Annotated in this window: 27 protein-coding genes; 12 read left to right on the forward strand and 15 right to left on the reverse strand. The window is 73.1% G+C overall.

Annotation, left to right across the window (positions count from 1 at the left end):
- Positions 1-6 precede the first annotated feature (6 nt).
- The 7 genes from AC07F3_RS11310 to AC07F3_RS11340 all read right to left on the reverse strand — a co-directional run bounded on the left by AC07F3_RS11310 (position 7) and on the right by AC07F3_RS11340 (position 6,484).
- Positions 7-1,035 (reverse strand): DUF6397 family protein, encoded by a 1,029-nt coding sequence (locus AC07F3_RS11310; protein WP_479112735.1) that lies wholly within the window; start codon positions 1,033-1,035, stop codon positions 7-9.
- Between the two features lie 134 nt (positions 1,036-1,169).
- Positions 1,170-1,583 (reverse strand): roadblock/LC7 domain-containing protein, encoded by a 414-nt coding sequence (locus tag AC07F3_RS11315; protein ID WP_479112737.1) that lies wholly within the window; start codon positions 1,581-1,583, stop codon positions 1,170-1,172.
- Between the two features lie 149 nt (positions 1,584-1,732).
- Positions 1,733-2,326 (reverse strand): GTP-binding protein, encoded by a 594-nt coding sequence (locus tag AC07F3_RS11320; protein WP_479112739.1) that lies wholly within the window; start codon positions 2,324-2,326, stop codon positions 1,733-1,735.
- On the reverse strand, positions 2,307-2,723 hold the full coding sequence (locus tag AC07F3_RS11325) for a DUF742 domain-containing protein (protein ID WP_479112741.1): 417 nt from the start codon (positions 2,721-2,723) through the stop codon (positions 2,307-2,309). The genes AC07F3_RS11320 and AC07F3_RS11325 overlap by 20 nt, the downstream gene beginning before the upstream one ends.
- Positions 2,724-2,745: 22 nt before the next feature.
- The gene (locus tag AC07F3_RS11330; protein ID WP_479112743.1) at positions 2,746-3,201 is read right to left on the reverse strand and encodes a roadblock/LC7 domain-containing protein; all 456 of its coding nucleotides are present in this window, start codon (positions 3,199-3,201) and stop codon (positions 2,746-2,748) included.
- Positions 3,198-5,669 (reverse strand): sensor histidine kinase, encoded by a 2,472-nt coding sequence (locus AC07F3_RS11335; protein WP_479112745.1) that lies wholly within the window; start codon positions 5,667-5,669, stop codon positions 3,198-3,200. The genes AC07F3_RS11330 and AC07F3_RS11335 overlap by 4 nt, the downstream gene beginning before the upstream one ends.
- A 47-nt stretch (positions 5,670-5,716) precedes the next feature.
- Positions 5,717-6,484, reverse strand: coding sequence for an MHYT domain-containing protein (locus tag AC07F3_RS11340; RefSeq protein WP_479112747.1), 768 nt, complete (start codon positions 6,482-6,484; stop codon positions 5,717-5,719).
- Positions 6,485-6,653: 169 nt separating this feature from the next.
- On the opposite strand from AC07F3_RS11340, the gene AC07F3_RS11345 reads away from it, so the two are divergent.
- Positions 6,654-7,253 carry a class I SAM-dependent methyltransferase gene (locus tag AC07F3_RS11345; RefSeq protein ID WP_479112749.1) on the forward strand — a complete coding sequence of 200 codons (600 nt, stop codon included), beginning with the start codon at positions 6,654-6,656 and terminating at the stop codon, positions 7,251-7,253.
- 15 nt (positions 7,254-7,268) lie between these two features.
- Here the strand turns inward: AC07F3_RS11345 and AC07F3_RS11350 are convergent, their stop codons facing one another.
- Complete coding sequence (locus AC07F3_RS11350; protein WP_479112751.1) at positions 7,269-8,027, reverse strand: alpha/beta fold hydrolase; 759 nt, start codon at positions 8,025-8,027, stop codon at positions 7,269-7,271.
- A gap of 121 nt (positions 8,028-8,148) precedes the next feature.
- Between AC07F3_RS11350 and AC07F3_RS11355 the strand changes: the two genes are divergently transcribed.
- Positions 8,149-8,670, forward strand: a complete 522-nt coding sequence (locus tag AC07F3_RS11355; RefSeq protein WP_479112753.1) for a PadR family transcriptional regulator — start codon at positions 8,149-8,151, stop codon at positions 8,668-8,670.
- Positions 8,671-8,677: 7 nt separating this feature from the next.
- On the opposite strand, the gene AC07F3_RS11360 is transcribed toward AC07F3_RS11355, so the two are convergent.
- Entirely contained in the window at positions 8,678-9,574 is an 897-nt protein-coding gene (locus AC07F3_RS11360; RefSeq protein ID WP_479112755.1) for an oxygenase MpaB family protein, read from the reverse strand.
- Between the two features lie 112 nt (positions 9,575-9,686).
- Between AC07F3_RS11360 and AC07F3_RS11365 the strand changes: the two genes are divergently transcribed.
- Positions 9,687-9,953 carry a hypothetical protein gene (locus AC07F3_RS11365; protein WP_479112757.1) on the forward strand — a complete coding sequence of 89 codons (267 nt, stop codon included), beginning with the start codon at positions 9,687-9,689 and terminating at the stop codon, positions 9,951-9,953.
- 81 nt (positions 9,954-10,034) lie between these two features.
- Positions 10,035-10,910, forward strand: coding sequence for a hypothetical protein (locus AC07F3_RS11370; RefSeq protein WP_479112759.1), 876 nt, complete (start codon positions 10,035-10,037; stop codon positions 10,908-10,910).
- Positions 10,911-10,916: 6 nt separating this feature from the next.
- On the opposite strand, the gene AC07F3_RS11375 is transcribed toward AC07F3_RS11370, so the two are convergent.
- Complete coding sequence (locus AC07F3_RS11375; protein WP_479112761.1) at positions 10,917-11,837, reverse strand: undecaprenyl-diphosphate phosphatase; 921 nt, start codon at positions 11,835-11,837, stop codon at positions 10,917-10,919.
- Positions 11,838-12,078: 241 nt separating this feature from the next.
- On the opposite strand from AC07F3_RS11375, the gene AC07F3_RS11380 reads away from it, so the two are divergent.
- Positions 12,079-12,600 carry an SAM-dependent methyltransferase gene (locus tag AC07F3_RS11380; protein WP_479112763.1) on the forward strand — a complete coding sequence of 174 codons (522 nt, stop codon included), beginning with the start codon at positions 12,079-12,081 and terminating at the stop codon, positions 12,598-12,600.
- A gap of 92 nt (positions 12,601-12,692) precedes the next feature.
- On the opposite strand, the gene AC07F3_RS11385 is transcribed toward AC07F3_RS11380, so the two are convergent.
- From AC07F3_RS11385 to AC07F3_RS11395, 3 genes are all read right to left on the reverse strand, one after another.
- On the reverse strand, positions 12,693-13,244 hold the full coding sequence (locus AC07F3_RS11385) for an MOSC domain-containing protein (RefSeq protein ID WP_479112765.1): 552 nt from the start codon (positions 13,242-13,244) through the stop codon (positions 12,693-12,695).
- A 74-nt stretch (positions 13,245-13,318) separates the two neighbouring features.
- Positions 13,319-13,501, reverse strand: coding sequence for a hypothetical protein (locus AC07F3_RS11390; protein ID WP_053724879.1), 183 nt, complete (start codon positions 13,499-13,501; stop codon positions 13,319-13,321).
- Between the two features lie 92 nt (positions 13,502-13,593).
- A complete protein-coding gene (locus tag AC07F3_RS11395) occupies positions 13,594-14,655 on the reverse strand; it encodes a fatty acid desaturase family protein (protein WP_479112767.1) in 1,062 nt (353 codons plus the stop codon).
- Positions 14,656-14,911: 256 nt separating this feature from the next.
- Here AC07F3_RS11395 and AC07F3_RS11400 point away from each other — a divergent pair, with 256 nt between their 5' ends.
- Together AC07F3_RS11400 and AC07F3_RS11405 are read left to right on the forward strand one after the other, a co-directional pair.
- Positions 14,912-17,761 (forward strand): SNF2-related protein, encoded by a 2,850-nt coding sequence (locus AC07F3_RS11400; protein WP_479112769.1) that lies wholly within the window; start codon positions 14,912-14,914, stop codon positions 17,759-17,761.
- On the forward strand, positions 17,758-19,032 hold the full coding sequence (locus AC07F3_RS11405) for an SWIM zinc finger family protein (protein ID WP_479112771.1): 1,275 nt from the start codon (positions 17,758-17,760) through the stop codon (positions 19,030-19,032). Before AC07F3_RS11400 ends, AC07F3_RS11405 begins: the two co-directional genes overlap by 4 nt.
- A gap of 58 nt (positions 19,033-19,090) precedes the next feature.
- On the opposite strand, the gene AC07F3_RS11410 is transcribed toward AC07F3_RS11405, so the two are convergent.
- Together AC07F3_RS11410 and AC07F3_RS11415 are read right to left on the reverse strand one after the other, a co-directional pair.
- A complete protein-coding gene (locus AC07F3_RS11410) occupies positions 19,091-19,231 on the reverse strand; it encodes a hypothetical protein (protein ID WP_479112773.1) in 141 nt (46 codons plus the stop codon).
- Positions 19,232-19,263: 32 nt separating this feature from the next.
- Complete coding sequence (locus tag AC07F3_RS11415) at positions 19,264-19,704, reverse strand: hypothetical protein (RefSeq protein WP_479112775.1); 441 nt, start codon at positions 19,702-19,704, stop codon at positions 19,264-19,266.
- 137 nt (positions 19,705-19,841) lie between these two features.
- Here AC07F3_RS11415 and AC07F3_RS11420 point away from each other — a divergent pair, with 137 nt between their 5' ends.
- The 5 genes from AC07F3_RS11420 to exaC are packed head-to-tail and all read left to right on the forward strand — an operon-like array spanning position 19,842 to position 25,951.
- Positions 19,842-21,371: an APC family permease gene (locus AC07F3_RS11420; protein ID WP_479112777.1), complete on the forward strand. Its 1,530-nt coding sequence runs from the start codon at positions 19,842-19,844 to the stop codon at positions 21,369-21,371.
- Positions 21,368-22,396, forward strand: a complete 1,029-nt coding sequence (locus AC07F3_RS11425) for an acetamidase/formamidase family protein (protein WP_479112779.1) — start codon at positions 21,368-21,370, stop codon at positions 22,394-22,396. The genes AC07F3_RS11420 and AC07F3_RS11425 overlap by 4 nt, the downstream gene beginning before the upstream one ends.
- Before the next feature lie 16 nt (positions 22,397-22,412).
- On the forward strand, positions 22,413-22,985 hold the full coding sequence (locus tag AC07F3_RS11430) for an N-acetylmuramoyl-L-alanine amidase (protein ID WP_479112781.1): 573 nt from the start codon (positions 22,413-22,415) through the stop codon (positions 22,983-22,985).
- A gap of 60 nt (positions 22,986-23,045) precedes the next feature.
- Positions 23,046-24,371, forward strand: a complete 1,326-nt coding sequence (locus tag AC07F3_RS11435) for a GAF domain-containing protein (RefSeq protein WP_479113099.1) — start codon at positions 23,046-23,048, stop codon at positions 24,369-24,371.
- Between the two features lie 56 nt (positions 24,372-24,427).
- On the forward strand, positions 24,428-25,951 hold the full coding sequence (exaC, locus tag AC07F3_RS11440; protein WP_479112783.1) for an acetaldehyde dehydrogenase ExaC: 1,524 nt from the start codon (positions 24,428-24,430) through the stop codon (positions 25,949-25,951).
- Positions 25,952-26,114: the final 163 nt, after the last annotated feature.

Genomic DNA, 26,114 nt, shown 5'->3' on the forward strand with positions numbered 1-26,114 from the left:
AGGATGTCATGAACCGCGGGCTGGTCGCCGCCCACCCCGATCCGGCTGCTTCGCCCGCCGCAGCCGCCCCAGCAGACTTCGCTGCGGCGGCGCTCCTCCCTGCCGGGTCGGCGGGCTCTGCGGGGCGCGCGCCCGGCGCGCCGCGGGACCGGGCGCCCTCGGTCCGGCCCGCCCCAACGCCCGTGGCTCCAGCGTTTCCGCCGCGGCCGAAAGGCCCTGCTCCCCCGCCGGGCTGGTGACCGGGCGCGGAGCCGGGCGCTGGTTCCGGGCGTCGGCGAGAGCCTCCACCAGACGCAGCCGGAACCACTCGATCTCGTCCGGTTCGTCCGCAAGGAGCAGCCGGTCGACGATGCCCTGGGCGATCGCGGATTCGGGGTGGACCCGGAACGTCTCGGGGCGCAACCGGCGCAAACAGGCCCGTTCGTAAGGATCCCGGACGATCTCGGCGAGGTGTGCGCTGTCGAGGGCGCAGGCGACCGCGGCCGCCTGTTCCCACTGGTCGTCGGTCTGGCGGGCCAGCATGGCGATTCTGCGGCCGCGCCAGTTGCGCGCTCGCCGGTCCTGGCCGCCGTCGGGGTCCGGATGGCGGCCGCTGAGCAACCCCGGCTCGCGCAGGGCCAGTTCGACCACTTCCTCGGCCAGGTAGAGCCAGACGACCGCCCGGTAGCGGTTGAGGTAGCACCGCACCGGAGTGAGCCGCCCGGTGCGGGCCAGTCTCGTGAAGCGTCCCGGAGCGACGCCGAGCAGCTCGGCGCCGTCGCTGGTGCCGACGGTCCGCACCCGCTCGCGCAGGGCCTCGGGAAAGCCCGCGGCGGCTCGCAGCCGGGCCACCTCGCGCACCGCGACCCGGCGGTGTCCGCCGCCGGGATCCGGCACGGTACGGATGTGGCCGAGCTGGACGGCCAGCTCGAACTCGCCGAGCCTGAGCTCCAGTTCACGGGCCGCGGCACCCGGCGCGAGCCATGGCCCGGCCGGAGCGGCCGCACGCGCGGCGACGGCGGGAACAAGGGCGTTCTTGGTGGTGACTACGGTCATCGGATCCTCCCCCGTGAGGAACGAGTACTCGGAACGAATACTCTCGGTGACGACCGTACCCCGCCGCGCCGACATCCCGCCCGGCCTGTGGACAACCCGGCCAGGGCCTCAATCCGTGGGCGGAAAGCGCCTGTTCAGAGCTCTGTCACTCCAAAATCGCCGGGCTGCCTTGCGGCCACCGAGAGGTGCTCGCCCACGCGGTTGACCAGAAGGGTCATCTCGTACGCGATCTGGCCGATGTCCGCCTCCGCGGAGCTGAGCACGCACAGGCAACTGCCTTCGCCGGCCGCGGTGACGAACAGGACGCCCTCGTCGAACTCGACCATGGTCTGGCGCACCTTGCCGGCCCGGAAGTGCAGTCCCGAACCCTTCGCGAGACTGTGCAGGCCGGAGGAGACCGCGGCCAGGTGCTCCGCGTCCTCGCGCTTCAGGTCGGCGCTGGCGGCGGTGACCAGACCGTCGTTGGAGAGCACGATCGCGTGGCGTACGTGCTCCACCCGCCGGGTCAGGTCGTCGAGCAGCCAGTCGAGTTCCTTCTTCAGTGCCATGTCAGGCCTCCCCGCTCATGCAATTCCCCGTTGTCCCCGTTGTCCCGCTATCCCGGTTTCCCGGTTCCCTGCCACCCTTCACCACCGGGGCGCCCCGGGCAAGCGGTGCCGGATGCCGGGGAGTCGCGCGGCGGCGCGGGGAGACGGCGTCAGCCGACCGAGTCGAGCAGGCGCGCGGTGTGCATGCGCCCGGCGTATTCGACGAGCCGTATCAGCACCTCCTTCCCGGAGTCCCGGTCACGGGCGTCGCAGAGCACCACGGGGGTGCCGCGGTCCAGGTCGAGGGCGGCCGACACATCAGTGGCGCCGTAGGAACGGGCGCCGGCGAAGCAGTTGACGGCCACGACGAAGGGGATGCGACGGTGCTCGAAGTAGTCGACCGCCGGGAAGCAGTCCTCCAGGCGGCGGGTGTCGGCGAGGACGACGGCGCCCAGCGCCCCTTGCGACAGCTCGTCCCACAGGAACCAGAAACGATCCTGCCCCGGCGTGCCGAACAGGTACAGGGACAGGCCGGAGCGGATGGTGATCCGGCCGAAGTCCATGGCGACGGTGGTCGTGGTCTTGTGGTCCACGCCGCCGGTGTCGTCCACCGACTCCCCTGCCTCGCTCAGCAGTTCCTCGGTGCGCAGCGGCCGTATCTCGCTGACCGCTCCGACCAGGGTGGTCTTGCCCACGCCGAATCCCCCCGCGACGAGGATCTTCAGCGCGAGGGCGGGGGTGGGTTCACAGGGCTCGGAGGCCATCGATCACTTCTCTCAGGATGATCTCGTCGGGCAGTTGGGCGGGCGGCACCGGCCGGCTGACGACCACGTGGCCCGCTTCGAGCAGGTCCCCGACGAGGACGCGTACGACGCCGACGGGCAGGTCCGCGTCGGCGGCGAGTTCGGCGACCGACTGGGTCTCCTTGCGGCACAGCGCGAGCAGCGCCCGGTGTTCGGGGCCGAGAAGGGACTCCTCGGCGGGTTCGGGCCCCCGCGGCGCGGCGAGGGTGACGAGTGCGATCAGGTCGAGGCGGACGCCGCTGGGGCCGGGCGCGGTGCGGCCGCCGGTCATGGCGTACGGGCGGACCAGCGGCCCCGCGTCGGCGTCGTACCAGTGGCTCGGCCGGCCCGGGGAGCCGTCCGGCCAGGGCTCGTTCATGGGAGGGGCGCCCCTTTTCCGGTCAACCGGCGGCCGGCGGGCGCACGATGTGCCGCGGCGGCGTGTAGAGGTGTTCGCCGACCCGCTTCACCAGGCGCGCCATCTCGTACGCGATGAGTCCGATGTCGGTGGTGAGCGAGGACAGTACGGCGAGGCAGGAGCCGTCCCCGGCGGCCGCGACGAAGAGGAAGCCCTCGTCCATCTCGACCATGGTCTGGCGCACGCCGCCGACCCTGAAGTGGCGTCCGGCGCCCTTGGCCAGGCTGTGGAAACCGGAGGCCACGGCGGCGAGGTGCTCGGCGTCCTCTCGGGTCAGCGCGCTGGAGGCGCCCACGGCGAGGCCGTCGTTGGACAGCACGACCGCGTGCCGGACCTCGCCCACCCGCAGGACCAGGTCGTCGAGGAGCCAGTCGAGTTCGCCCGTACCGGGTGCCGAGCCGGTGGGGTGCGGGGCGTCGAGCCTCTGGTGGTCGATCATGCGCGGTCTCCTTCGCTCGTGTGGTCGCCGCCGGGTGCGCCCGGTGCGGGAGTGCTGGTGGCGGTGCGGGAGGCGCCGCCTCGGGCCCAGCCGCCCATGTAGGCGGTCATGCGGTCCCGGGCCTGCTCGGGGGTGGGTGGTGCGGCGTCCGGGCCGGGGTCGGCCTCGGGGGCGGGGGCCTCGCGCAGTTGGGGAGCGAGGCTCGCCTGCCGCACCCGGCGCGGCAGTCCGTCCTCGGCCCGGTCGGGGGCAATGCCGCGGGCCCGCTGGCGCAGGGTGCTGACGGCGGGGACCGCGGCGGAGTCGGGCCGGGGCGCGTGCTGGGCGACCAGGGCGGGACGGGGTGCGGCTTCGACGGGCGCCTCGATCCGGCCGCGCGGTTGCGGCGGCTGCTCCTCGCGCCGGGCGGCGGGGCGGGACGGGGCGGTGACGGCGGCTTGCAGCAGGCCGGTGGGGAGCAGGACGACCGCGGTGGTGCCGCCGTACGGCGAGGTGCGCAGATGGACCTTGACGGCGTGGCGGGCGGCGAGGCGGCTGACGACGAAGAGACCGAGCCGGTCGCTGTCGAAGAGGTCGAGCGCCTCGGACTGTTCGATCCTGCGGTTGGCCTCGTCGAGGGTTTCGTCGCCCATGCCGAGCCCCCGGTCCTCGATCTCCAGGGCGTAGCCGTTGCCGACGGGCTCTCCGGTGACGCGGACCTTGGTGTGCGGGGGCGAGAACTGGGCCGCGTTCTCGACGAGTTCGGCCAGCAGATGCGTGAGGTCGGCGACGGCGCCGCCGGTGACCGCGGCCTCCGGGAGCTGACGCACTTCCACCCGGGCGTAGTCCTCGATCTCGGAGACCGCGGCCCGTACGACATTGGTGAGCGGGACCGGCACGCTCCAGGCGCGGCCGGGGGCGGCGCCGGACAGGATGATTAGGGATTCGGCGTGGCGGCGCATCCGGGTGGTGAGGTGGTCGAGGCGGAACAGGTCGCCCAGTTCGCCGGGGTCCTCGGCACGCCGTTCCATGCGGTCGAGCAGATTGAGCTGGCGGTGGACGAGGACCTGGCTGCGGCGGGCGAGGTTGACGAAGACGCCGGAGATCCCGCTGGCCAGTTCGGCGCGTTCGACGGCCGCGTGCAGGGCGGCCCGGTGCACGGTCCCGAGGGCCTCGCCGACCTGGGCGATCTCGTCCTGTGCGGGCGGCCCGGGCGGTGCCTCGGCCTGGATGTCGAGTTCCTCGCCGGACCTCAACCTGCCCATGGCGGTGGGGAGTTTGCGCCGGGCGATCTCCAGGGCGCTGTTGCGCAGGCTGATGAGTTCGACGACGAGTCCGCGGCCGATGCGGACGGAGATGACGAGGGAGGCGGCGACGGCGGCGAGGCCGAAGAGGACGGCGGCGCCGCCCGCGGTGAGCAGCCCGCGGGCGAACGGGTCGGCGCGGTCGGCCGCGTTGGTGGCGGCGCCGCTCCGGAGGTCGCTCATGCCCTTGTGCACGGTGGCCGCCACGGCGTCCCAGGCGGCGGGGTCGACGGCCGTCGCGGCGGCGTGCCCCGGCTCGGCGTTCTGGATCTTCTCCTCGGCGGTGTGCAGCGCGGCGTAGGCGCTCTGCCCGCTCACCGCGTTCCAGGCGGTGCGTTCGGGGCCGGTCAGGTCGGCCGTGGCACTGTCGGTGAGGGCGCGGCGGGCCGCGACGGCGCCGGTCAGGCGGCGCAGGTGGTCGGCCGTGAAGGTGCGGTCGAGTTGTGCGGAGGAGATCAGCGCGTCCTCGCGGGCCAGCATCTCGTCGGCCCGGCCGAACTCGTACAGGACGCGCGCGTCGGCGCCGAGCGCCGGGCCCTGGGCGTCCGCGAGCGCGCCGTCGACGTCGAGGCCCGCGCCGATGGTGTCGGTGTACTGCTGGTAGGCGGCGTCCCAGCCGGTGCCGCGATCGTGCACGCCGGTGCGCAGCGCGGGCAGTTTCCGGGCCTGCTCGACGAAGCCGCGCAGGCGTTCGGTCACGCCCGCGGGCAGGTCGCCCGCGTCGGCGACTGTGTGTTTCGGGTCGAGTCTGAGCCTGTCGATGGCGGTGTCGGTGCGTTTGGTCTGCTGGTCGAGTTCGGCGGCGCGGTCGTCGGCGGGGGCGGCCACGTACCGTACGGCGGCACAGCGTTCGGCCTGGAGCTCGGTCACAGCGGCGGCGACCGGGGCGCGGACCTGTTCGTCGACGCGGCGCGACTGGCGCAGCGCGGACACGTCCTGCGCGGTCGTGACGGTGGCGAAGCCCCACAGGGCGAGCAGCGAGACGACCGGCACCATCAGGAGCGAGACGATCTTGGCGCGGACGGTGCGCGGGCGCAGCCGCCACAGGGCCCCGGTGTCCTGGGGAGCGGGCGGGGCCCCGGGAACGTGTTCGTCGGCGGCCGGTGGTCCTGCGTGGGCGCGTCGCCCGCGGGAACCCACCGGGATCGGCGGCTCGGCGTCCGGGGCCTTGCGGGGTATGCGCACGGAACTCCTCGCTTACGGATGGGCCGGTTGCGGCGCGTCGGGATGGTTCAGGGCGTGGGGGCGAGTTGTTCCGCCGAGGCGTACTCGGCGCGTTCGCGTGCCGTCGGGGAGAGCGCGACGAAGGCGGCGGTGATGAAGAGGTAGGACCCGAGGCCGACGGCGAGGGGGAAGATGAACTGCATCGCCGTCGCCCCGGGAAGCCCGGCGCCGCTCGGGGCGACGGCCACGCTCACCGAGACCATTCCGGTGTAGTGCATGCTGCTGACGGCGGCGCCCATCACCAGCGACGCGACGGCCACGGCGACCGGCGACTTGATGTTGAGCCCGGCCCACAGGGCGGCGGTCGCGGCGACGACGGCGATGACCACGGACAGCGCGACGAGCAGGGGGTCGTAGTGGACCTGTCCGTGCAGCCGCAGCGCCGCCATGCCGAGGTAGTGCATGCCGGCGACGCCGAGTCCCGTGGCGAGGCCGCCGAGGAACAGGGAGCGGGTGCGGTCCCTGCCGTAGCCGACGGCGAAGACCCCGGCGCCGACGAAGAGCATGGCGACGAGCAGGCTGAGGACGGTCAGGAGCACGTCGTAGCGGATGTCGGTGCCGGTGACGGCGAAGCCGAGCATCGCGACGAAGTGCATCGTCCAGATGCCGGTGCCGATGGCCGAGGCGGCGGTGATCAGCCAGTTGCGCCGGGAGCGGCCCGAGGCCCCCAGGGCGCGTACGGTGCAGCGCAGCCCGAGGGCGGCGCCTATGCAGGCCATCACGTATGACAGCACGGGTGTCAGCCAGCCGAAGGCGGCGTGGTCCAGGTGTCCCATGGCCCAGGGACGTTAGTCCGGGGAGGGGCGCACGCCAGGGGCGCAGTTCGAAAGCTGCTGGAACATGACGAAGAGATGTTCCAGAGCGATCGGACTTTGTTCGAACCTGGCCATCATGGTCGATTTCCAGCCACTGCGGGATCGGCGGGCCGTGGGGGATCATGGCGGCATGGCCGAAGACCACACACACGTTCAGGAATTCTTCGCCGCCCGGGCGGCCGACTGGGACCGCAAGTTCCCCGACGACGGCCCGGCGTACGCCGCGGCGGTGGCCGAACTCGGGCTCGCGCGGGGCGACGCCGTCCTCGACGCGGGCTGCGGGACGGGCCGCGCCCTGGAGCCGCTGCGCGCCGCGGTGGGCCCAGAGGGCACCGTCATCGGCGCCGATCTCACCCCGGAGATGCTCGCCGAAGCGGTACGGGCCGGACGCGGCCGGTACGCGGCCCTGATCCGCGCCGACGTGGCCCGGCTGCCGTTGCGCACCGCGTCCCTCGACGTGGTGTTCGGCGCCGGGCTCATCTCGCATCTGCCCCAACCGGCCGACAACCTGCGGGAGTTGGCCCGGATCACACGCCCGGGCGGCCGCCTCGCCCTGTTCCACCCCATCGGCCGGGCCGCGCTCGCCGCGCGCCAGGGGCGCAGCATCACCGACGACGACCTGCGTGCGGAGCCCCGGCTGCGCCCCTTGCTCGCCTCGGCCGGCTGGCGGCTGCTGTCGTACGCCGACGAGGACGAGCGCTACCTCGCGGTGGCCGTGCGCGAGGGGTGAGGGCCGGGCGCCGGCTCAACCCAGCCAGGCCACCGCGCGCACGAAGGCCGCCGGGTTGTCGAACATGATGTTGTGACCGGCGTCCGGGATCGTCATGACCCGGACGCCGCGGCCGGTGAGTTCGGTGCGCCCGCGCAGTTCGCCGCTGAGCCCGCCCACGAGATAGGTACGGTCGACCGGGAGCTTCATGAGGAGCTCCCGCATCGTCGGCCGCGTACCCCGCACCAGGCCGACGGCCGTGCGGTGCAGGCCGAGCGGGTCGGCCAGGCGCATGGTCGCCGCCCACAGCGGGCCGACGCGCGCGAGCACCGCCGCGAAGCCACCGCCGTCCACGAACTCCTCCTCCGTGTACGCGGCGATGCCGCTGCTTCCCGCCGTCGGCGCAGGGTCGGGGTCGAGGTTGGCCTCCGACAACAGCAGCCGGGCGACCAGGTCGGGGCGGCGGTCGGCGAGCACGATGGCGACGGCGCCGCCCATGCTGTGCCCCACCAGTTCCGCACCGGACACACCCGCCGCGTCGAGGGCCGCGGCGAGCGCGTCGGCGTGGTCCGCCAGGGTGTAGCCGAAGTCCGCGGGCCGGTCGCTGATGCCGTGGCCGGGCAGGTCGACGAAGAGCTGGCGCCGGCCCGCGAGCGCCGGATGTCCTGCGACGTGCGCGTGGTAGACGGCCGACATGGAGCCGAGCCCGTGCACGTACACGAGCGCGGGCCCCTTCCCTTCGCTCTCCGTCCAGCGGATCCGGCCGCCCCGGCCGTCGAACTCCACCTGTCGCATGACGCTCTCCCCGTTTCCGGACGCCCCTTCGGCGCCCTCGCCATCCGACCATACATCGTTGACGTAGTACTACGTCAACGATGTACTTCGTGGGGCACCACGCATGCGGCACAATGCGGGCATGCTCGAACTCGCCATCCTGGGATTCCTCTACGAAGCGCCGCTGCACGGCTATGAGCTGCGCAAGCGCATCACCGCGCTCACCGGCCACGTGCGCCCGGTCGGCGAGAGCACGCTCTATCCGGCGATCAAACGGCTGGAGAAGGCGGGGCTGCTGGCCCGCGAGACCCAGCCGGGGGCGGCGGCCGCGCCCCGGCACGTGCTCACCCTCACCGCGGCGGGCCGCCGGGACCTGCTGCACCGGCTCGCCGAACCGGACCGCCTCGACGTCACCGACGAGAACCGCTGGTTCACCCTGCTCGCGTTCCTGCGCCATCTGCCGGACCCGGCGCGGCAGGCCGCCGTGCTGCGCCGCAGGCTGGAGTTCCTGGAGGAGCCGGCGAGCTTCTTCTACGAGGGTGAACGGCCGGTCGCCGCCGAGGAGTTGGACGATCCGTTCCGGCGGGGCATCCTCACCATCGCCCGGGCCACCAGCGCGGCGGAGCTCAAGTGGCTCCGCGCGACGCTGCGTTCACTGGAGTGAGTCGCGCTCACTCGCCGTCGGTGGCCCGCAGGTGCGGGACCGGGCAACCGCCCGCTCCGGGCACCGGGAAGGTGCCGAGATCCTGGACCCGGTAGCCCTTGCGGTAGCCCTTGACCTCCGGGTTCTGCCGCGCGTAATGAGGCGTCGAGCGCGGGGGCAGCAGCCGTACGGCGCGGGCCCGCAGCCGCAGGGCGCCGCGGACGAGGGCCCGGGCCGCGGGGGCGGGCGCGTCGTAGCGGAACGCCCGCAGCAGCGAGTCGTCGAGCAGGGAGAGGCTGGCGGTCCGCAGCACGGGGGCCAGCGGGCCCGGGTACCACGAGGCCATCAGATCGAGGGTGGCGTCGGACACCCGCCGCGCCCCGTCGTCGAAGGCGAAGTGCAGGGCCTCGTACTCGTCCAGGCAGCGCTCGAACTCCTCGTAGGACTCCGGAATCCGCCTGATGCCCATGTGCTTGCCGAGGGTCTGGTAGTAGCGGGCCGCGGCGCGCAGTTCGTGATCGCTCAGGCGCCGCCAGCCGTAGGAGTCGATCCAGCGCTTGGGCATCACCACGAAGGTGCACAGGACGTAGCGCATGTCGTCGTCGCTGATGTCGTACGAGCGGTGCATCTGGTTGATGCGGCGCACCGCGGCGCGCCCGCTCACGCTCTCGAAGCCGTGCTCCAGTACGGCATCGAGCAGCAGGGCCGTGTCGTCGTACCGCTTCTGCGAACGGTCCGTCAGCTCCGCGGTCGCGGCGAGGAGCCGGCCGATGCTGGGGACGGCGTACGTCCGGTACAGCGCGAGCTCCAGGGCGCGCGTGTAGTCCCAGGGAAACTCCAGCGTCGCCGTCATCCGGTAGATCGCGAGGAAGTCCCGCTCCGGGTCCAACCGCTGGATCTCCCTGAGCCGGTCGAAGCGATTCACCGCTGCCCCCTATCAGTCGACGGACGTCCAACTCTACGTTGGACAGGACCGTTTGAAAGATCGGCGCTGCCGCGACGCCGCGGCCGGGTCGGTCCACGGGAAGGGGGCCCTGATGTTCGGGAGATTCCGGAAGCCGGACCGGTCGGGAGAGGCGGACGACCGCCACCACAACATCTTCGAGGCGGCGGCCGCGTACGTGGCGGCCTGCGCGGAGGACGACCAGGACGCCCTGGAGGAGGCGGCCGCCTGGGTCTCCCCGGAAGCCCTCTCCTTCGGGGTGCGCGAACTGGCCTGCCGGGCGGTCATCGCGCTGGCCCGCGACCGCGACGAGTCGCCGAGTGCGGTCGCCCGGGAGCTGATGGGCCTGCCGGCGGCCTGAGGCCAAGGGCCCGGGACCCTCGACGTCCGCGTTACCCACTGGTTAGGGTGCGCCGACGAGCGAACCGAAGGGGAGGATTCCGTGACCGGGACGGACGAGGCCGAAGCGGCCGCAACCGCCGCAGACGAGGCGCTGTACGTGCTCACGGCGGTGCTGCTGACGCCCGCGCAGTTCCCGAGCGTGCTCGGCGACGACTACCCCGAGGCCTGCGCGGCGCTCGGCCTCGGCCCGTACGCCCAGGGCTATGGTCTCGTGCTGGGCCAGGACGGCACGGGCGCCCGCTGGACGGTGGTCGTGGACGACGTGTCGCTCGTGGCGGTCGCGATCGCCTCCTGGGACTGCGGCATGGAGTACGAGCTGTCCCCGGACGAACGCACCGTGGTGGCGGCCCTGCCGGGCTGGCCCCTGGAGCTGGCCATCTCGGCTCCGGACGTCCCCGCCCCGCACGACCCCGAACCGGCCCCGGACATCCCCCGCCCGCTGACACCCCCCGACACGAGCGAGTGGGGCCCGGCCCAACGCCGCCTGGGCGCGGACGAGATCGCGCTGCAGTGGGCGGCATGGCGGGAGCGACTGGGCCCCGACGCGTTCGCGCCGGACGAGCCCGACGCGGCCTCCCCCACCGAGAGCCCCGCCCCCGGGGAAACCCCCGATGCGACGGAACCCGAACCCCCGACTGGCGATGGCGAGTCGACAGGAGTACGCCGTGTACTGGCCGAACTCCGCGGCTACCTCGACACGGCACCCCCGACAGGCCGAGTCCGCTCGGCCTTCGCCCCGGGCGGCGCCCGCACCCTGCGCGCCGACGGCCCCGGCTGGTCCCTGGTGGCCAGGACGGACGACATCGCCTTCGTCCTCCTCGACGAGCACCCGGGCGAGGTCCACCCGATAGGCCGAGGCCCCGAACTCCCCGCCCTGCTCAACGCCCTGGAGACGATCGCCGTGCGGCCGGCGTGAGGACCCTCAACCCAACGTCAGCCAAGCCAGGCTGCCGAGGCCTGCCAGGGTGCAGTAGATCGCGAACGGGGTCAGGGTGCGGGTTTCGAAGTACTTGGTCAGGAAGCGGACCGCCACGTACCCGGCGACGAAGGCCGCGACACTGCCCGCCAGCACCTGGCCGCGGATTCCGTCGCCGTCGTGGCCGAGCAGGGACGGCACCTTCAGCAGTGCCGCGGCGGCGATCACTGGCGTGGCGAGCAGGAAGGCGAAGCGGGCCGAGTCCTCGTGGGACAGGCCGCGGAAGATGCCCGCGCTGATCGTGGAGCCCGAGCGGCTGATGCCGGGGCACAGCGCGAGGATCTGCGCCGCCCCGATCCAGGCCGCCTGGGCATAGGTGAGCCCGGTCAGACGCCGGTCCGAGAGTTCGTCCGGCCCCAGGTGCTCCTCGCCCGGCGCCACGGAGGCGCCCGCACGACGACGGCCGGTGCCACCCCGGCGCAGCTGCTCGGTGAGGTAGAGCACGATGCCGTTCAGGGCGAGGAAGACGGCGGTCGGGATGGGCTTTCCCAGCGTGGAGCGGAAGAGGTGGTCGAGGGCGAGCCCCGCGATGCCGACCGGGATGGTGGCCACGATCAGCAGCCACGCCAGCTTCTGGTCGACCGTGGCCACGCGGCGCTCGCGTATCGAGCTCACCAGGCCGCGCACCACCCGGACCCAGTCCTTGCGGAAGTACACGACGAGCGCGAGCGCGGTGGCCAGGTGCAGCCCGATCAGGACGTTCAGGTACGGCGATCCGTCGGCCGACACGTCGAGGTCCCGCTTCCACCGGCCGCCGAGCAGGGCGGGCAGCAGGATGCTGTGGCCCAGGCTGGACACGGGAAACAGCTCGGTGACGCCTTGGAGCAGGCCGACGCCTATCGCTTCCGGGTAGGTCAGAACAGACATCGACGGCTTTCGGTGCGTGGTGGGTCCCTGACAGGGGAGCGCGCGCAGAAGACGGGCGGCGTGGCGAAGCTACTACATGGTGTGGAAGGTGGGTTCAGGTCCGGACAGAGTTCAATGGGCCGTCGCCTTACGTTCATTGAGGCGGGTCCCGGCGCCCGGGCTGCCGATCACCCTGGTTACGATCGCTCCCGGCGTTCCGGTCCGGCCGGGCGCCCTGTGGCGCACCAGGGGAGGAAACGGCATGGCGGACAGGGTCGTTGACGGCACGGGGGACGTGGACGGGGCCGTCTCGGGCGGGGCCGACGTGGTGTGCCGGCCGGTGGGACGCGTGGTCGGCGGGCGGGCCGAGGTCGCCGACGACCACTGGGATCGCGAGACCGCGGTGATCCGGCTCGACGCCGAGCAGTTCGGGGCCGAGGCGTTGTACGGTCTCGCGGACTTCTCCCATCTCGAAGTGGTCTTCCACTTCGACCGGGTGGCGCCCGAGAAGATCGAGTCCGGCGCCCGGCGCCCGCGGGGCAATCCGGACTGGCCCCTGGTGGGGATCTTCGCCCAGCGGGGCAAGAACCGCCCCAACCGGCTCGGCGTCTCGCGCTGCCGCATCCTCGGCGTCGAGGGGCTCGACGTACGCGTCGCCGGACTCGACGCCGTGGACGGCACACCGGTGCTGGACATCAAGCCGTACCTCGCCGAGTTCGGCCCCCGCGGCGAGACCACCCAGCCGGAGTGGTCCGTGGAGCTGATGCGCTCCTACTACGAGTAGGGGCGAGGACGCGGGGGCCCGGCCCCCGCGTTCCCGGCCGGGATCCCGCCCGCCCCGACTCGCCGCCGTGGAGCCCCGGTTGAGCTCCTTGGTCAGACCCGTTCGAGCGGCCGGTGCGGGCCCTCGGGGAGCTCAGCCGTGATCGTGTCGCCCGGACGGATCTCGCCGCCCGTGCGGACCACGCTCATGATCCCGGCCTTGCGCACGATGTTGCCGTCGTCGTCACGGCCGACGACCTGCTTGAGGAGGCCTTCCTGGAAGGCCTCGATCTGGAGGCAGGGATTGCGCAGACCGGTGACCTCGACGACCGCCTCCGCGCCGATGTGCAGCAGGGTGCCGGTCGGCAGGCCGAGGAGGTCGATGCCCTCTGTCGTGACGTTCTCGCCGAGCTGGCCCGGCGCGACCTCGAAGCCCTGCCCGGCGAGCTCGCCGAAGAGTTCGCCGTGGATCAGGTGGACCTGGCGCAGGTTCGGCTGCGTGGGGTCCTGGGCGACGCGGGAGCGGTGCTTGACCGTCACGCCCGCGTGCACGTCGCCGGCCACGCCGAGCCCGGGAAGCAGCGTGATGCCGTCCCGGTTCGGCTTGGTGAACGAGTACTCCCCGTTGCTGCTGACCGCCGTGACCGTGCCCTTGATGCCGCTCATCGCGCGGAGCCCCCTCTGCCGTACCAATGATTCGGCTGAGCCTATCGCGCCAGGTCAGAGCCTTCGCCGGACGCCTAGCGGCCGAGTTCCTTGCGGGATATGTGCCGCAGCCTGCGGCGCTGGCTCGGGTCCAGCATGAGGTAGGCCGCCACGGGGACGCCGATCAGCACCAGCAGGGCCAGCCAGAAACCGATCAGGGGGATCAGGATGAGCCCCGCCACGACTCCACCGGCGGCGATCATCGCGCGCTTCGACATGTCCGTCGCCTTCCTCTTCGCGGTCCGCGACCGCTCTTCCTGCCCAGAGAACGCACGGCCGCGCCCGCTGGTTCCAGCACTTCCACTATGCGTCACTTCCGCAGCGGCGCACCGACCTCGTGCATGTGCTCCAGCGCCTGGCGGTAGGAGTCGACGAGCGTGGTCTGCGTGTACGGGATGCCCAGGGCCGCGCAGTGGGAGTGGACCATCGGCTGGGCGAGCCGCAGGTGCGGGCGCGGCATGTTCGGGAAGAGGTGGTGCTCTATCTGGTAGTTCAGGCCGCCCAGGAACCAGTCGGTGAAGAAGCCGCCGCGCACGTTGCGCGAGGTCAGGACCTGACGGCGCAGGTGCCCCCAGGCCGAGTCCCCCGGGTCGTTCGGGTCGGGCATCTCCATGCCCTTGTGGTTGGGCGCGAAGGTCATGCCCAGGTGCAGGCCGAACAGGGCGTGGTGCAGCAGGGCGAAGGCAAGCGCCTTGCCCGGCGACATGACGCTCAGGAGCAGTCCGGCGTACCCGGCGAGGTGGACGAGGAGCAGCGGCGCCTCGACGGCCCGCTCGCGGGGCGGCTGTCGTTTGAGGTCCTGGAATCCGTAGACCTTCAGGGCAATGCCCTCCAGGAGCAGCATGGGGAAGAACAGCCGGGCCTGGTTGCGGGTGAGCCAGCGGGCGAGGCCCTCGCGCTGCTCGGCCTGGCGCTGGGTCCACACCAGAGCGCCGACACCCACGTCGGGGTCCTTGTCGACATGGTTGGGGTTGGCGTGGTGGCGGTTGTGCTTGTCGTTCCACCAGGCGTAGCTCATGCCGAGGAGGAGGTCGCTGTGGATCAGCCCGAGCAGCCGGCCCGCGCGCTTGCCCCGGGTGATCTGGCCGTGGCCCGCGTCGTGGCCGAAGAACGCGCCGCGGGCCCAGAACACGGAGAGCGGCACGGCGAACAGCAGCGTCCACCAGGTGTCGCCGGTGGCCACCATGGCAACGACCGTGGCGGCCAGGGCCAGCAGGTTGAGGACGATGCGGGTGGCGTACCAGCCGGTGCGCCGGTCGAGCAGGCCCTGCCCCTTCACCGCCTTGAGCAGCGGGGCGAACTCGCTGCCCGCCCGTGGCTCGGCAGGGGCGCCGAGGCCCTGGGTGGGCTGCGGCATGGTGGCCTGTGGCATGACGTCTCCGGTCGGTCGTCCCCCGCAGTTCTCTGCGCTGACCTGTCCGAACGTACGGATCGGGGCCCCTGGACGACCATGGCGCCACCACCCGTCCCGGAGCGGGGGGTTGCCCGGCGCACCGTGGTGGTGCTGGCAACACCTCATCGGATCGCGTGTGACGCGGCTCACCGGCCGGAGCCTCCGCCAGGCGGCTTTCTGCTGTACCCTCGGCCGCTCCGGCAACGTAGTCAAATTTGAGGAATGCGTTATCGCTGTGCAGAGGTTCCCCGCTCCCACTCCGCCCCAGCTCGCCGAACTCGCCCGCTGTTCCGTGACCTTCCTGCCCGCCGACCCCTCGCGCACCGGCCGGGTCGCCTTCTGGCACCCCGACGGCGAAACACCCCCGGCCGCCCCCGGCTCCGTCGAGGACCTGACCGTCGTCGACACCAGCCTCGCACTCCACCCCGTGCGCGCGCTCCTGCTGCCCGTCCGGGAGGCGCTGCCCGCGCTCACCCGCGTCCGGGGCTCCGCCCAGGCCTCGCGCCCCGCCGCGTTCTGGGGCACGGCCGCGCTGCTCGCACTCCAACTCGCCGCGCGCGGGCTGCTGTTGCCCGGCCTCACCGCGAGCGACCACGACGCGTGGCGGGTCGGCCCGCTCGGCGCGGACGAGCTGGACCAGGTGCGCGAGCTGGCCGCCGCGATGCCTCCCGAGGCGCACGCCGTGCCGCTCGACGTCTCGGAGCCCGTACTGCTGCCGGAGCCGGAGCGGCTGTTGCGCGCCTTCCTCGACGCGGTCGCCGACGGGCTGCCCCGCACCCCCGCCGCGATGCGGGCCACCGGCTCGCCGGCCTTCGCCGCCGAGGCGCCCCGGCGGCTGCCCGAGCAGCGCGCCTGGGCCGCCGACGTGGCGGCCGGGCACGACGCGGGCGTGCGGATCTCCCTGCGGGTCGAGCTGCCGGGGCTCGCCTCGGCCGACCCCGACGGCGCCGGGCCGGAGTTCCGGGCGGTGCTCCAGATGCACAGCGTGAGCGATCCCGCGCTGGTCGCGGACGCCGCCGAGGTGTGGGCCGGATCGGCGACGGCGGCCGCGTTCGGGCCGCGCGCCCGCATGGACGCCCTGCTGGCCCTGCGCCGGGCGGCCCGCGCCTGGCCCCCGCTGGCCCCGCTGCTCTCGGCCGCCGTGCCGGACGCGGTCGAACTCGCCGACGAGGAGGCGGCCGAGCTGCTCGGCGCTGCTGCACGCACCCTGGCCGCGATCGGTGTCCAGGTGCACTGGCCGAAGGAGCTCTCCCGCGAACTGAGGGCGCGGGCCGTGATCGGCCCGCAGGAGCGCGGGCCCGAACGGGTCGAGTCCTCGGCGCCTTCGATGCTGTCGGCCGACGCACTGCTCGCGTTCACCTGGCGGTTCGCGCTGGGCGACACGGAGCTGAGCCGGTCGGAGCTGGACGCGCTCGCCGAGGCGAACCGGCCCGTGGTGCGGCTGCGTGACCAGTGGGTCCTCGTCGATCCCGAAGAGGTGCGCCGTACCCGCGCGGCGCAGGACCGCAAGGTGACCCCCGTCGACGCGCTCGCGGCCGTCCTGACCGGCTCGACCGAGATCGACGGGCGCCGGGTCGACGTCGAGGCGGCGGGCTGGCTGGCCCGGCTGCGGGACCGGCTCGCCGACCCCGAGGCCGACCGCGACCAGCCCGTCGCCCAACCGGCCGCGCTCACGGCGCGGTTGCGCGACTACCAGCTGCGCGGCCTCAACTGGCTCGCCGACATGACCTCGTTGGGCCTGGGCGGCTGCCTCGCCGACGACATGGGCCTCGGCAAGACCATCACGCTCATCGCGCTGCATCTGCACCGCCACGACGATCCGGCGACGGCGGGCCCGACCCTCGTCGTGTGCCCCACCTCCCTGATGGGCAACTGGCAGCGGGAGATCGAGAAGTTCGCGCCGGGCACCCCCGTGCGCCGCTTCCACGCCGCGTCACGGTCGCTCGAAGCCGTGGGGCCCGGCGAGTTCGTCCTCACCACGTACGGCACGATGCGCCTGGACGCCGCCAAGCTGGCCGCCGTGCCGTGGGGCATGGTGGTCGCCGACGAGGCGCAGCACGTCAAGAACCCGTACTCGGCGACCGCCCGGCAACTGCGCACGATCGATGCCCGGGCCCGGGTCGCCCTCAGCGGCACGCCCGTCGAGAACAACCTGTCCGAGCTGTGGGCGATCCTCGACTGGACCACGCCCGGACTGCTCGGCAAGCTCGCCGCCTTCCGTACGCGGTACGCCTCCGCCGCCGAGAGCGGCTCCGACCCGGCGGCCGCCGAGCGTCTCTCCCGGCTCGTGCGGCCCTTCCTGCTGCGCCGCCGCAAGTCGGACCCGGGCATCGCCCCCGAGTTGCCGCCGAAGACCGAGACCGACCGGGCCGTCTCCCTCACCACGGAGCAGACCGGTCTGTACGAGGCGGTGGTGCGCGAGACGCTCGCCGACATCGCGGGCGCGGACGGCTTCGCGCGGCGCGGCCTGGTGGTGAAGCTCCTCACCGCCCTGAAGCAGATCTGCAACCACCCCGCGCAGTACCTCAAGGAGGACGATCCCCGGATCGGCGGCCGCTCGGGCAAGCTGGAACTGCTCGACGAACTCCTGGACACCATCGTCGCCGAGGACGGCTCGGTCCTCGTCTTCACCCAGTACGTACAGATGGCCCGCCTCATCGAGGAGCATCTCGCGGCGCGCGGGGTGGCGACCCAGTTCCTGCACGGCGGGACACCGGTGGAGCGCCGCGAGGAAATGGTGCGGCGCTTCCAGGACGGCGAAGTGCCGGTGTTCTTGCTGTCGTTGAAGGCGGCGGGCACCGGTCTGAACCTGACCCGGGCCGGCCATGTCATCCACTACGACCGCTGGTGGAACCCGGCCGTCGAGGCGCAGGCCACCGACCGGGCGTACCGCATCGGCCAGACCCAGCCGGTCCAGGTGCACCGGCTGATCGCGGAGGGCACCATCGAGGACCGCATCGCCGACATGCTCGACCGCAAGCGGGAGTTGGCGGACGCGGTGCTCGGGTCGGGCGAGTCGGCGCTGACCGAACTCTCCGACGCCGAGCTGACGGATCTGGTGGCGCTGCGAGGGAGCGGGCGATGAGCGACACGTACGAGAACGAGCGCACCTTCGCGCCGCTCGCCGCCGCCCACGGGCGCGGCTTCGCGACGAGCTGGTGGGGCCTTGCGTGGCTGAAGGCGCTGGAGGACACCGCGCTCGACGGGCAGCAGCTCAAACGGGGACGGCTGCTCGCGCGCAAGGGAGCCGTCGGCGCGGTGACGGTACAGCCCGGGCGGATCACCGCGGTGATCCGGGACCGGGACGGCTCCTCCCACCGCGGCGACGTGCTGCTCCAGGAGCTGGACGAGGACGCCTGGGACCGCTTCCTCGCGATGGCGGCGGAGCGCGCCGGACACATCGCGGCTCTGCTCGACCGCGAGATGCCGCCCCACCTGGTGGAGGACGCGGCGAACTCCGGGGTCGAACTCCTCCCCGGCATCGGCGACCTGGAGCCCGAGTGCACCTGCGGAGCCTGGGACCACTGCCCGCACACGGCGGCGCTCTGCTACCAGGTGGCGCGACTCCTGGACGAGGATCCGTTCGTGCTGCTGCTGATGAGGGGGCGTGCGGAGCGCCCGCTGCTCGACGCCCTCCAGGAGCGCAGTGCGGCCACCGCGCCCGAGGCATCCGTGATACCTCACGGCATCCCGGCCCGGGAGGCCTTCGCGGCGCGGGACATCGTGCCGCCGCTCCCCGCCGTCCCGCGGCTTCCGCCGCAGCCGGGCGGGCCCGCGCGGCTGGACACCGAGACGGAGCCGGCACCCGGTATCGACCGGGCGGCGCTGGAGTTCCTGGCGGCGGACGCGGCGGCCCGGGCGCACCGCATGCTCGCGGACGCGCTGGCACCGCGGCATGAACGCCAGCCCATACGAGCCGAGTTGACGGAGGATCAGGACCTGGTACGGCTGGCCTCCGGCTGCCGAGACGACCGGATCTCGGCGCGTCTCGCCGCCGCCTCGGGACGCCGCCCGGCCGACCTGGCCGCCGCCGTACAGGCCTGGCGGTGCGGTGGCGCCGCCGCCCTTCGCGTCCTGGAGGAGGAGTGGGTTCCGACGGCGGAAGAGCTGGCCCGGGCGGTGGCGGGGCTCGACCGGGCCTGGCCGCGGGGTGAGCGCCCGGCGTTGCGGCCGGCCGGCGGCAACCGGTGGACCGTGACCGGCCGGGACGCCCAGCTGCGCCTCGGCCGCGACGGCCGGTGGTGGCCTTACCGCAAGGAGCGCGGCCGCTGGGCTCCGGCGGGCCCGGCCGACCGCGATCCGGCCGCGGTGCTGGAGGCGATGTTCGCCGAGGCCGAGGAGGGCGCCGGCCACTGAGCCGCGCGCGGGGGCGTCATGGTGGAGCCGGGCCCCATGCCGTGGCGCCTCCCCGGGTTCACCGTGCGCGTACGCCTCCCAGGCTGTCGCTCACCCCGGCACCGTCGACACCGACCGCGGGGTCCAGCTCGGTGGCATCGGCAGCGATATTCGCCCCTTCGGGCCGGATCGTCGACAGCGGAGTCAGGACGAAGTTCACCTACCTCCAACTCCCGCACTGGCAAGGTCCGTTCACCCCTGTTGGCGCGCGGCCGAGACCAGCCCCTGAAGGCCGGAAGGGATCCCGCTCGGCCACGAGCTGGGGAAGCCGCTGGGAAGCTCGCTGGGGAAGTCGCTCGGCGCCTCCGTGGGCAGCGAGGGAAGCCCGGACGGCAGCGCGGTCGGCAATCCGCTCGGCAGGCTCAGGGACGGGGTGGGGGTGGGGGTGGGGCTCGGGGTGGCGCTGCGGGCGGGGCTGCCCGGCGTCTCGCCGCCGCCCCGGCTCACCGCGAAGACGATGACGGCGATCGCCGCGAGGGCCACCACGATCGCGAGGATCAGGGGGCCTCTGCGCCGCTCCCCGCCCGGCGGCCCGGGCGGCCCGGCGGGCGACGGCGGCTGCCAGGCGGGCGGCCCGAAGCCCTCACCGTGCGGCGGGCCGGGCGGCTTCGGTGGTACGGGCGGCGTGGCCATACCCTCCAGAGTCCGCGCAAAGGCAGCCCCGCGCGAGCCTTGCGCCCACGTTGCGCCAACCGCCGACCGCGGCCCCCGGTACTCCCGCCACCCCGTCCTCTTCCACCCCGCGCACCCCGGACCGTACGGTAACTCCCGTGCGAACCTTGCCCGTTGACGAGGAGAGGGAGCCGCCGGTGCCGGAGGAAGCCAGTACGGGCACGGGCGGGCTCGCCACCGACGCCGTCGGGCTCCGCGAGGTCCTCTTCCAGAGCGTCACCGCGATGGCGCCCGCGGCGGCCGTCGCCGCGTCCATTCCGGCGGGCGCCGCGTTCGCGGGCGGGAGCCTGCCGCTGTCCGTTCTGGTCGCGCTGGTGGCGTGCCTGTTCACGGCGTCGTGCGTGGCGGAGCTCGCGCAACACCTGCCCGCCGCCGGCTCGGTCGCCACCTACAGCGCGCGCGGTCTGCATCCAGCCATCGGATTCCTGGTCGGCTGGGGCTATGTGTTCGTCGAGGCCCTGGTTCCGCCCCTGCTCCTCCTCCAGCTCGGCTTCACCACGGCGGGCACCCTGCACCAGCAGTGGGCCTCGTACCCGGCGGACCTGTGGTGGCCGTGGTCACTGGCCGGGGCGGTCGTCATCGCGGTCGCGGGCTTCTTCGGGGTGCGGACCTCGGCGCGCTTCGGCACCGTGCTCGGCGCCTTCGAGGTGCTCGTCTTCGTGGTCTTCGCCCTGATGCTGATCGTGGCGGCCGGGTCCGCCAACACCCTTTCGGTGTTCGGCACTTCGCACACCGCGCACGGCTACGGCGGCGTCAGCGGGGTGTTCGCCGGATCCGTCTACACGGTGCTCGCCTTCGCCGGGTTCGAGGCGGCCGCCCCGCTCGCCGAGGAAGCCAGGGACCCGCGGCGCACCCTGCGCAAGGCGGTCCTGGGCGCGGCGCTGGCGATCGGGGTGGTGTACGTCCTGACCACGTACGCGATGGCGGTCTACTTCGGCCCCGACCGGTTCGCCGGGTTCGGGGCGTCCGGCGACGCCTCGTGGGAGGGCGTGGCGCGGGCCTCGTTCGGCCTCTTCTGGGTGGTCCTGTTCCTCGCGGTGGTCAACTCGACGGTGGCGAACGCCAACGCGTGCTCCACCGTGTCGACGCGTACGGCCTTCGCGCTCGGCCGGATCGGCGTCTTCCCCCGGCCCTTCGCCCGCCTCCACCCCCGCCACCGCTCCCCGGTGACCGGCGTGGCCGTGCAGTTCGTCGTGGCGGTGACCGCGATGCTGGGGCTCGGGCTGTGGTACGACCCGGTGACGGCGTTCGCCCTGCTCGCCACGGTCGTCGTCACCGTCATCATCGGCGTGTACATCGTGGCCGATCTGGCCTGCGCCGGATACTTCCTGCGGCGGCGCCGTGACCTGCTCAGCCCCGTACGGCATCTCCTGTTCCCGGTCCTCGGCATCGTCGCGTTCGTCCCGGCGCTGCTCACCGCCGCGGGAATCCCCGCGTTCGGCTTCGTCGCCCGGCTCTCCGCGCCGGTGTCGTACGCCGGGCCGGTCGTCGGGGTGTGGATGGCGGCCGGGGTCGTCGTGCTCGCGGTCCTCGCCAGGCGGTATCCCGAGCGGCTGGCGCAGACCGGCCGCGTTCACCTCATCGATCCCGATGAGGACCACCAGGAGACAGGAGCGGTACGAGGATGAGCGACGACCCGCGGATCGTGACCGTGCGGCCCAAGGAGAACGAGTACGCCTGGACGTTCGGGGGCGCGGCGCCCGTCGCGCGCATCGCGCCCGGGACCGTACTCGACCTGTTCACCGAGGACTGCTTCGCCGGACGGGTGCGCGGCGAGGACGACCTGGTGTCCCGGGTCTGCGAGTTCCCCTTCCTCAACCCGCAGACGGGACCCTTCTACGTGGAGGGCGCCGAGCCCGGCGACACCCTGGCCGTGCACTTCGTGTCGATCCGGCCCGCGCGGGACCGGGCGGCGTCCACGACCGTGCCCCTGTTCGGCGCGCTCACCTCCACCCATACGACGGCCACGCTCCAGCCGCCGCTGCCCGAGGTGGTGTGGATGTGGGAGCTCGACCGGGCCCGCGGGACCTGTCTCTTCCGGGCCCGCGAGAGCGACATCGAGGTCGAGCTGCCGATGGACCCGATGCACGGCACGGTCGGCGTGGCCCCGGCCAATCTGGAGGTGCGCTCCGCGCTGGTCCCCGACGCCCACGGCGGGAACATGGACACCCCCGAGATGAGGACCGGGGTGACCTGCTATCTCGGGGTCAACGTCGAGGGCGCCCTGTTCAGCCTCGGCGACGGGCACGCCCGCCAGGGCGAGGGCGAGACCTGCGGAGTCGCCGTCGAGTGCGCCATGAACACGGTGGTCCTGGTCGAGCTCCTCAAGGGCGTCGCGACACCCTGGCCGCGCATCGAGTCCGACACCCACATCATGTCGACGGGCTCGGCGCGGCCCCTGGAGGACGCCTTCCGCGTCTCGCAGCTGGATCTGGTGCGCTGGCTGGAGCGCGACTACGGGCTGAGCGCGCTGGACGCCTACCAGTTGGTGAGCCAGGCGGGTGAGGCGCCGCTTGCCAATGTCTGCGACACCAACTACACCTGTGTCGCCAAGCTCCGCAAGGAGTGGCTGCCCCGGCAGGGCGAGCCGCACCGGGGCCTGCACCGCCACCTGCGGGAGCGGGCCGCACAACTCCCTTCGTTCCACGCCTAGTTCAGGGGTGCGTTCCATGAACCGAAGAAGGCTCCTCCAGGGCGCCGCCACGGCGGCCGCCGGCTTCCTCTTCCCGGTGACCGAGGCCGCGGCGGACGGCACCACCGACTATCCGGGCGCGCACTGGATGCCCGCCTCCCCGTCCAACTACACCGCGTCCAACAGGCCTTCGGCGTACCCGATCGACTACGTCGTCATCCACGTCACGCAGGAGACGTGGTCGAACACCATCGGCATCTTCCAGAACCCCGCCAAGACGGTCTCCGCGCACTACGTGACGCGCTCCGCCGACGGCTACGTCGCGCAGCTGGTCCGCGAGCACGACATCGCCTGGCACGCGGGGAACTGGGACTACAACACCCGCAGCATCGGCATCGAGCACGAGGGCTGGGTGGACCAGCCCGCCTATTTCACCAACGCGCTGTACGAGCACTCGGCGGCACTCACCGCCTCGATCTGCGACCGGTACGGCATCCCGAAGGACCGCGAGCACATCATCGGCCACTACCAGGTCCCGGGCACCGACCACACCGACCCCGGACCGGAGTGGGACTGGGTGCGTTACATCCGGCTCGTCAACTTCGCCTGATCCTGGCCCTGCCCGGTGGCCGGTCCGCGCGCCTTGCCGGGCGGGGCGGCCGCGACGACGATGGAGGCGGCCATACGGCGCGGGGAGGCCGGGTTGACGGACAGGCGGGACGAGTCATGGGTGGCCCTGGAGGCAGGGGCCGACCCGGCCGAGCGCAGCGGCCAACTGCGGCGCGCCCACGAGGAGTTCACGACGGCGGGCCGACTGGTGCGCCCGGTCCGCCCGCTGGTGGCGGCGTCCTGGCAGCGCTCCGTGCGGGCCCGGGTCAGCCCGGACGGCGCGGCGGGCGTCGAACTCGGCGAGGAGGAGCTCGCCGCCTGCCGCGAGAGCCATCCGCTCGCCCGCGTCATGCCGGTGATCCGGGAGCTGACCGGAGCGTACGCCGGTGACGGCGAGCACCTGGTGGCCGTGTGCGACGCGCACGGCCGGCTCCTGTGGGTCGAGGGGCATCCCCGGACCCGCGGCGCGGCCGCACGGATGAACTTCGTTCCCGGCGCGCGCTGGGCCGAGTCGGCGGTCGGCACCAACGCGCCGGGCACCGCCCTGGCGGAGGACCGCCCGGTCCAGGTGTTCTCGGCCGAGCACTTCCGGCGTCCGGTCCAGCGGTGGACGTGCGCCGCCGCCCCCGTGCACGACCCGCGCACCGGACGGCTGCTCGGCGCCGTCGACCTCACCGGCGGCGACGGCCTCGCCCACCCGCACAGCCTCGGCTTCGTCCAGGCGGTCGCGCGGGCCGCCGAGGCCGAACTGGCGCTGTTGGCCCCGCCGCCGGCCCACGAGGCCGTCCGCCTCAGCGCGCTGGGCCGCAACGAGGCGCTGCTCGTGGCAGACGGCCGCAAGCTGCGCCTGAGCCAGCGCCACAGCGAGATCCTGGTGCTGCTCGCCCGCCATCCCGAGGGGCTGAGCGGCGACGAACTCCTGGTGGCCCTGTACGAGGACGAATCCGTGCGGCCCGTCACGCTGCGCGCCGAACTGTCGCGGCTGCGCGCCCTGTTGGGCCCCGAGCTCCTCGCCTCCCGCCCCTATCGCCTCACCTCCCCCATCGAGGCGGACTTCGACACCGTGGCCCGGCGGCTCGGTTCCGGCGCGGTGGCCGCCGCGATGACCGTCTACGGCGGGCCGCTCCTTCCCGCCTCCCAGGCACCCGCCGTCGCCCGCCTGCGCCGGCGCCTGGCCGATCAGCTGCGGGCCGCGCTCATCGCACGCGCCGATCCGGGCCTGCTCGCCGACTGGGCGTACAGCCCCTGGGGCGAGGAGGACCTCCCCGTGTGGCAGGCACTGGCCGCAGCCCTCCCCGCCGGCCAACAGGCCGCCGCGCGGGTCAAGTTGAGCGATCTCCTGAGGGAGCAGAGCCTCGCAACGGGGCCGCAACGTCAGCGCGCCTAGTCTGCGCACCGTGCGCCGCCCAAGGGCGGGCGGCGCGGCAGAGGGAGGCCCCGGAGATGACCCGTTACGCAGCGCCCGGCACCGAAGGCGCGCTCGTCGCGTTCCAGTCCCGCTACGACCACTGGATCGACGGCGCGTACGTGCCGCCACGGCTCGGCCAGTACTTCGAGAACCCGAGCCCCGTCAACGGCCGCCCCTTCACCGAGATCGCCCGCGGCACCGCCGAGGACGTCGAGCTGGCCCTGGACGCGGCCCACGCGGCCGCGCCCGCCTGGGGGCGCACCTCTCCGGAGGCCCGGGCCAACGTCCTGCTCAGGATCGCGGACCGGATGGAGGCCCATCTGGAGGAGCTGGCGGTCGCCGAGAGCTGGGAGAACGGCAAGCCCGTGCGCGAGACGCTGGCGGCCGACATCCCGCTGGCCGTCGACCACTTCCGGTACTTCGCGGGCGCCCTGCGCGCCCAGGAGGGTTCGCTCAGCGAGCTCGACGACGACACGGTCGCGTACCACTTCCACGAGCCGCTCGGCGTGGTCGGCCAGATCATCCCGTGGAACTTCCCCATCCTGATGGCCGTGTGGAAGCTGGCACCCGCGCTGGCGGCGGGCAACGCGGTGGTCCTCAAACCGGCCGAACAGACCCCGGCCTCCATCCACTTCTGGATGAGCCTCGTGGCGGACCTGCTGCCGCCGGGCGTGGTGAACATCGTCAACGGCTTCGGCGTGGAGGCGGGCAAGCCGCTGGCATCGAGCCCGCGCGTCGCGAAGATCGCCTTCACCGGGGAGACCACGACGGGGCGGCTGATCATGCAGTACGCCTCGGAGAACATCAAGCCGGTCACCCTGGAGCTCGGCGGCAAGTCCCCCAACATCTTCTTCGACGACGTGTGGTCGCGGGACGACGACTTCCGCGACAAGGCGCTCGAAGGCTTCACGATGTTCGCCCTCAACCAGGGCGAGGTCTGCACCTGCCCGTCCCGCGCCCTCATCCAGCGCGGCCACTACAGCGAGTTCCTCGAAGCGGCCGTCGCCCGCACGGAACAGATCGTCCCGGGCCACCCCCTGGACACCGACACGATGATCGGCGCCCAGGCCTCCAACGACCAGCTCCAGAAGATCCTCTCCTACCTCGACATCGGCCAGCAGGAGGGGGCGAAGATCCTGACCGGTGGCCAACGCGTCTCGTACGAGGGCGAGTTGGAGGGCGGCTACTACGTCCAGCCGACCATATTCGAAGGGGACAACCGCATGCGGATCTTCCAGGAGGAGATCTTCGGCCCGGTGGTGGCGGTGACCTCGTTCACCGACTTCGACGACGCGATCGGCACGGCGAACGACACGCTGTACGGCCTGGGCGCGGGCGTGTGGACCCGCGACATGAACACGGCCTACCGCGCGGGCCGCGCCATCCAGGCCGGCCGGGTCTGGACCAACTGCTACCACGCCTACCCGGCCCACGCCGCCTTCGGCGGCTACAAGCAGTCGGGCATCGGCCGCGAGACGCACCGGATGATGCTGGAGCACTACCAGCAGACGAAGAACCTTCTTGTTTCATACAGCCCGAAGAAGCTCGGATTCTTCTAGGGCCGCACGTCGGTTGCCCGGCCGCGTCGTTGCTCTCCGGGCGACCCGACCCCGGGGGGGGGGGGGGGGTGGAGGGGGGGGGGGGGGGGGGGGGGGGGGGGGGGTGGGGGTTGGGGGGGGGGATGGGTCAGCTCCAGCGCGGTCCCGAGATCACCGAGGTCCG

The organism is Streptomyces sp. NPDC045846 (assembly GCF_056431605.1).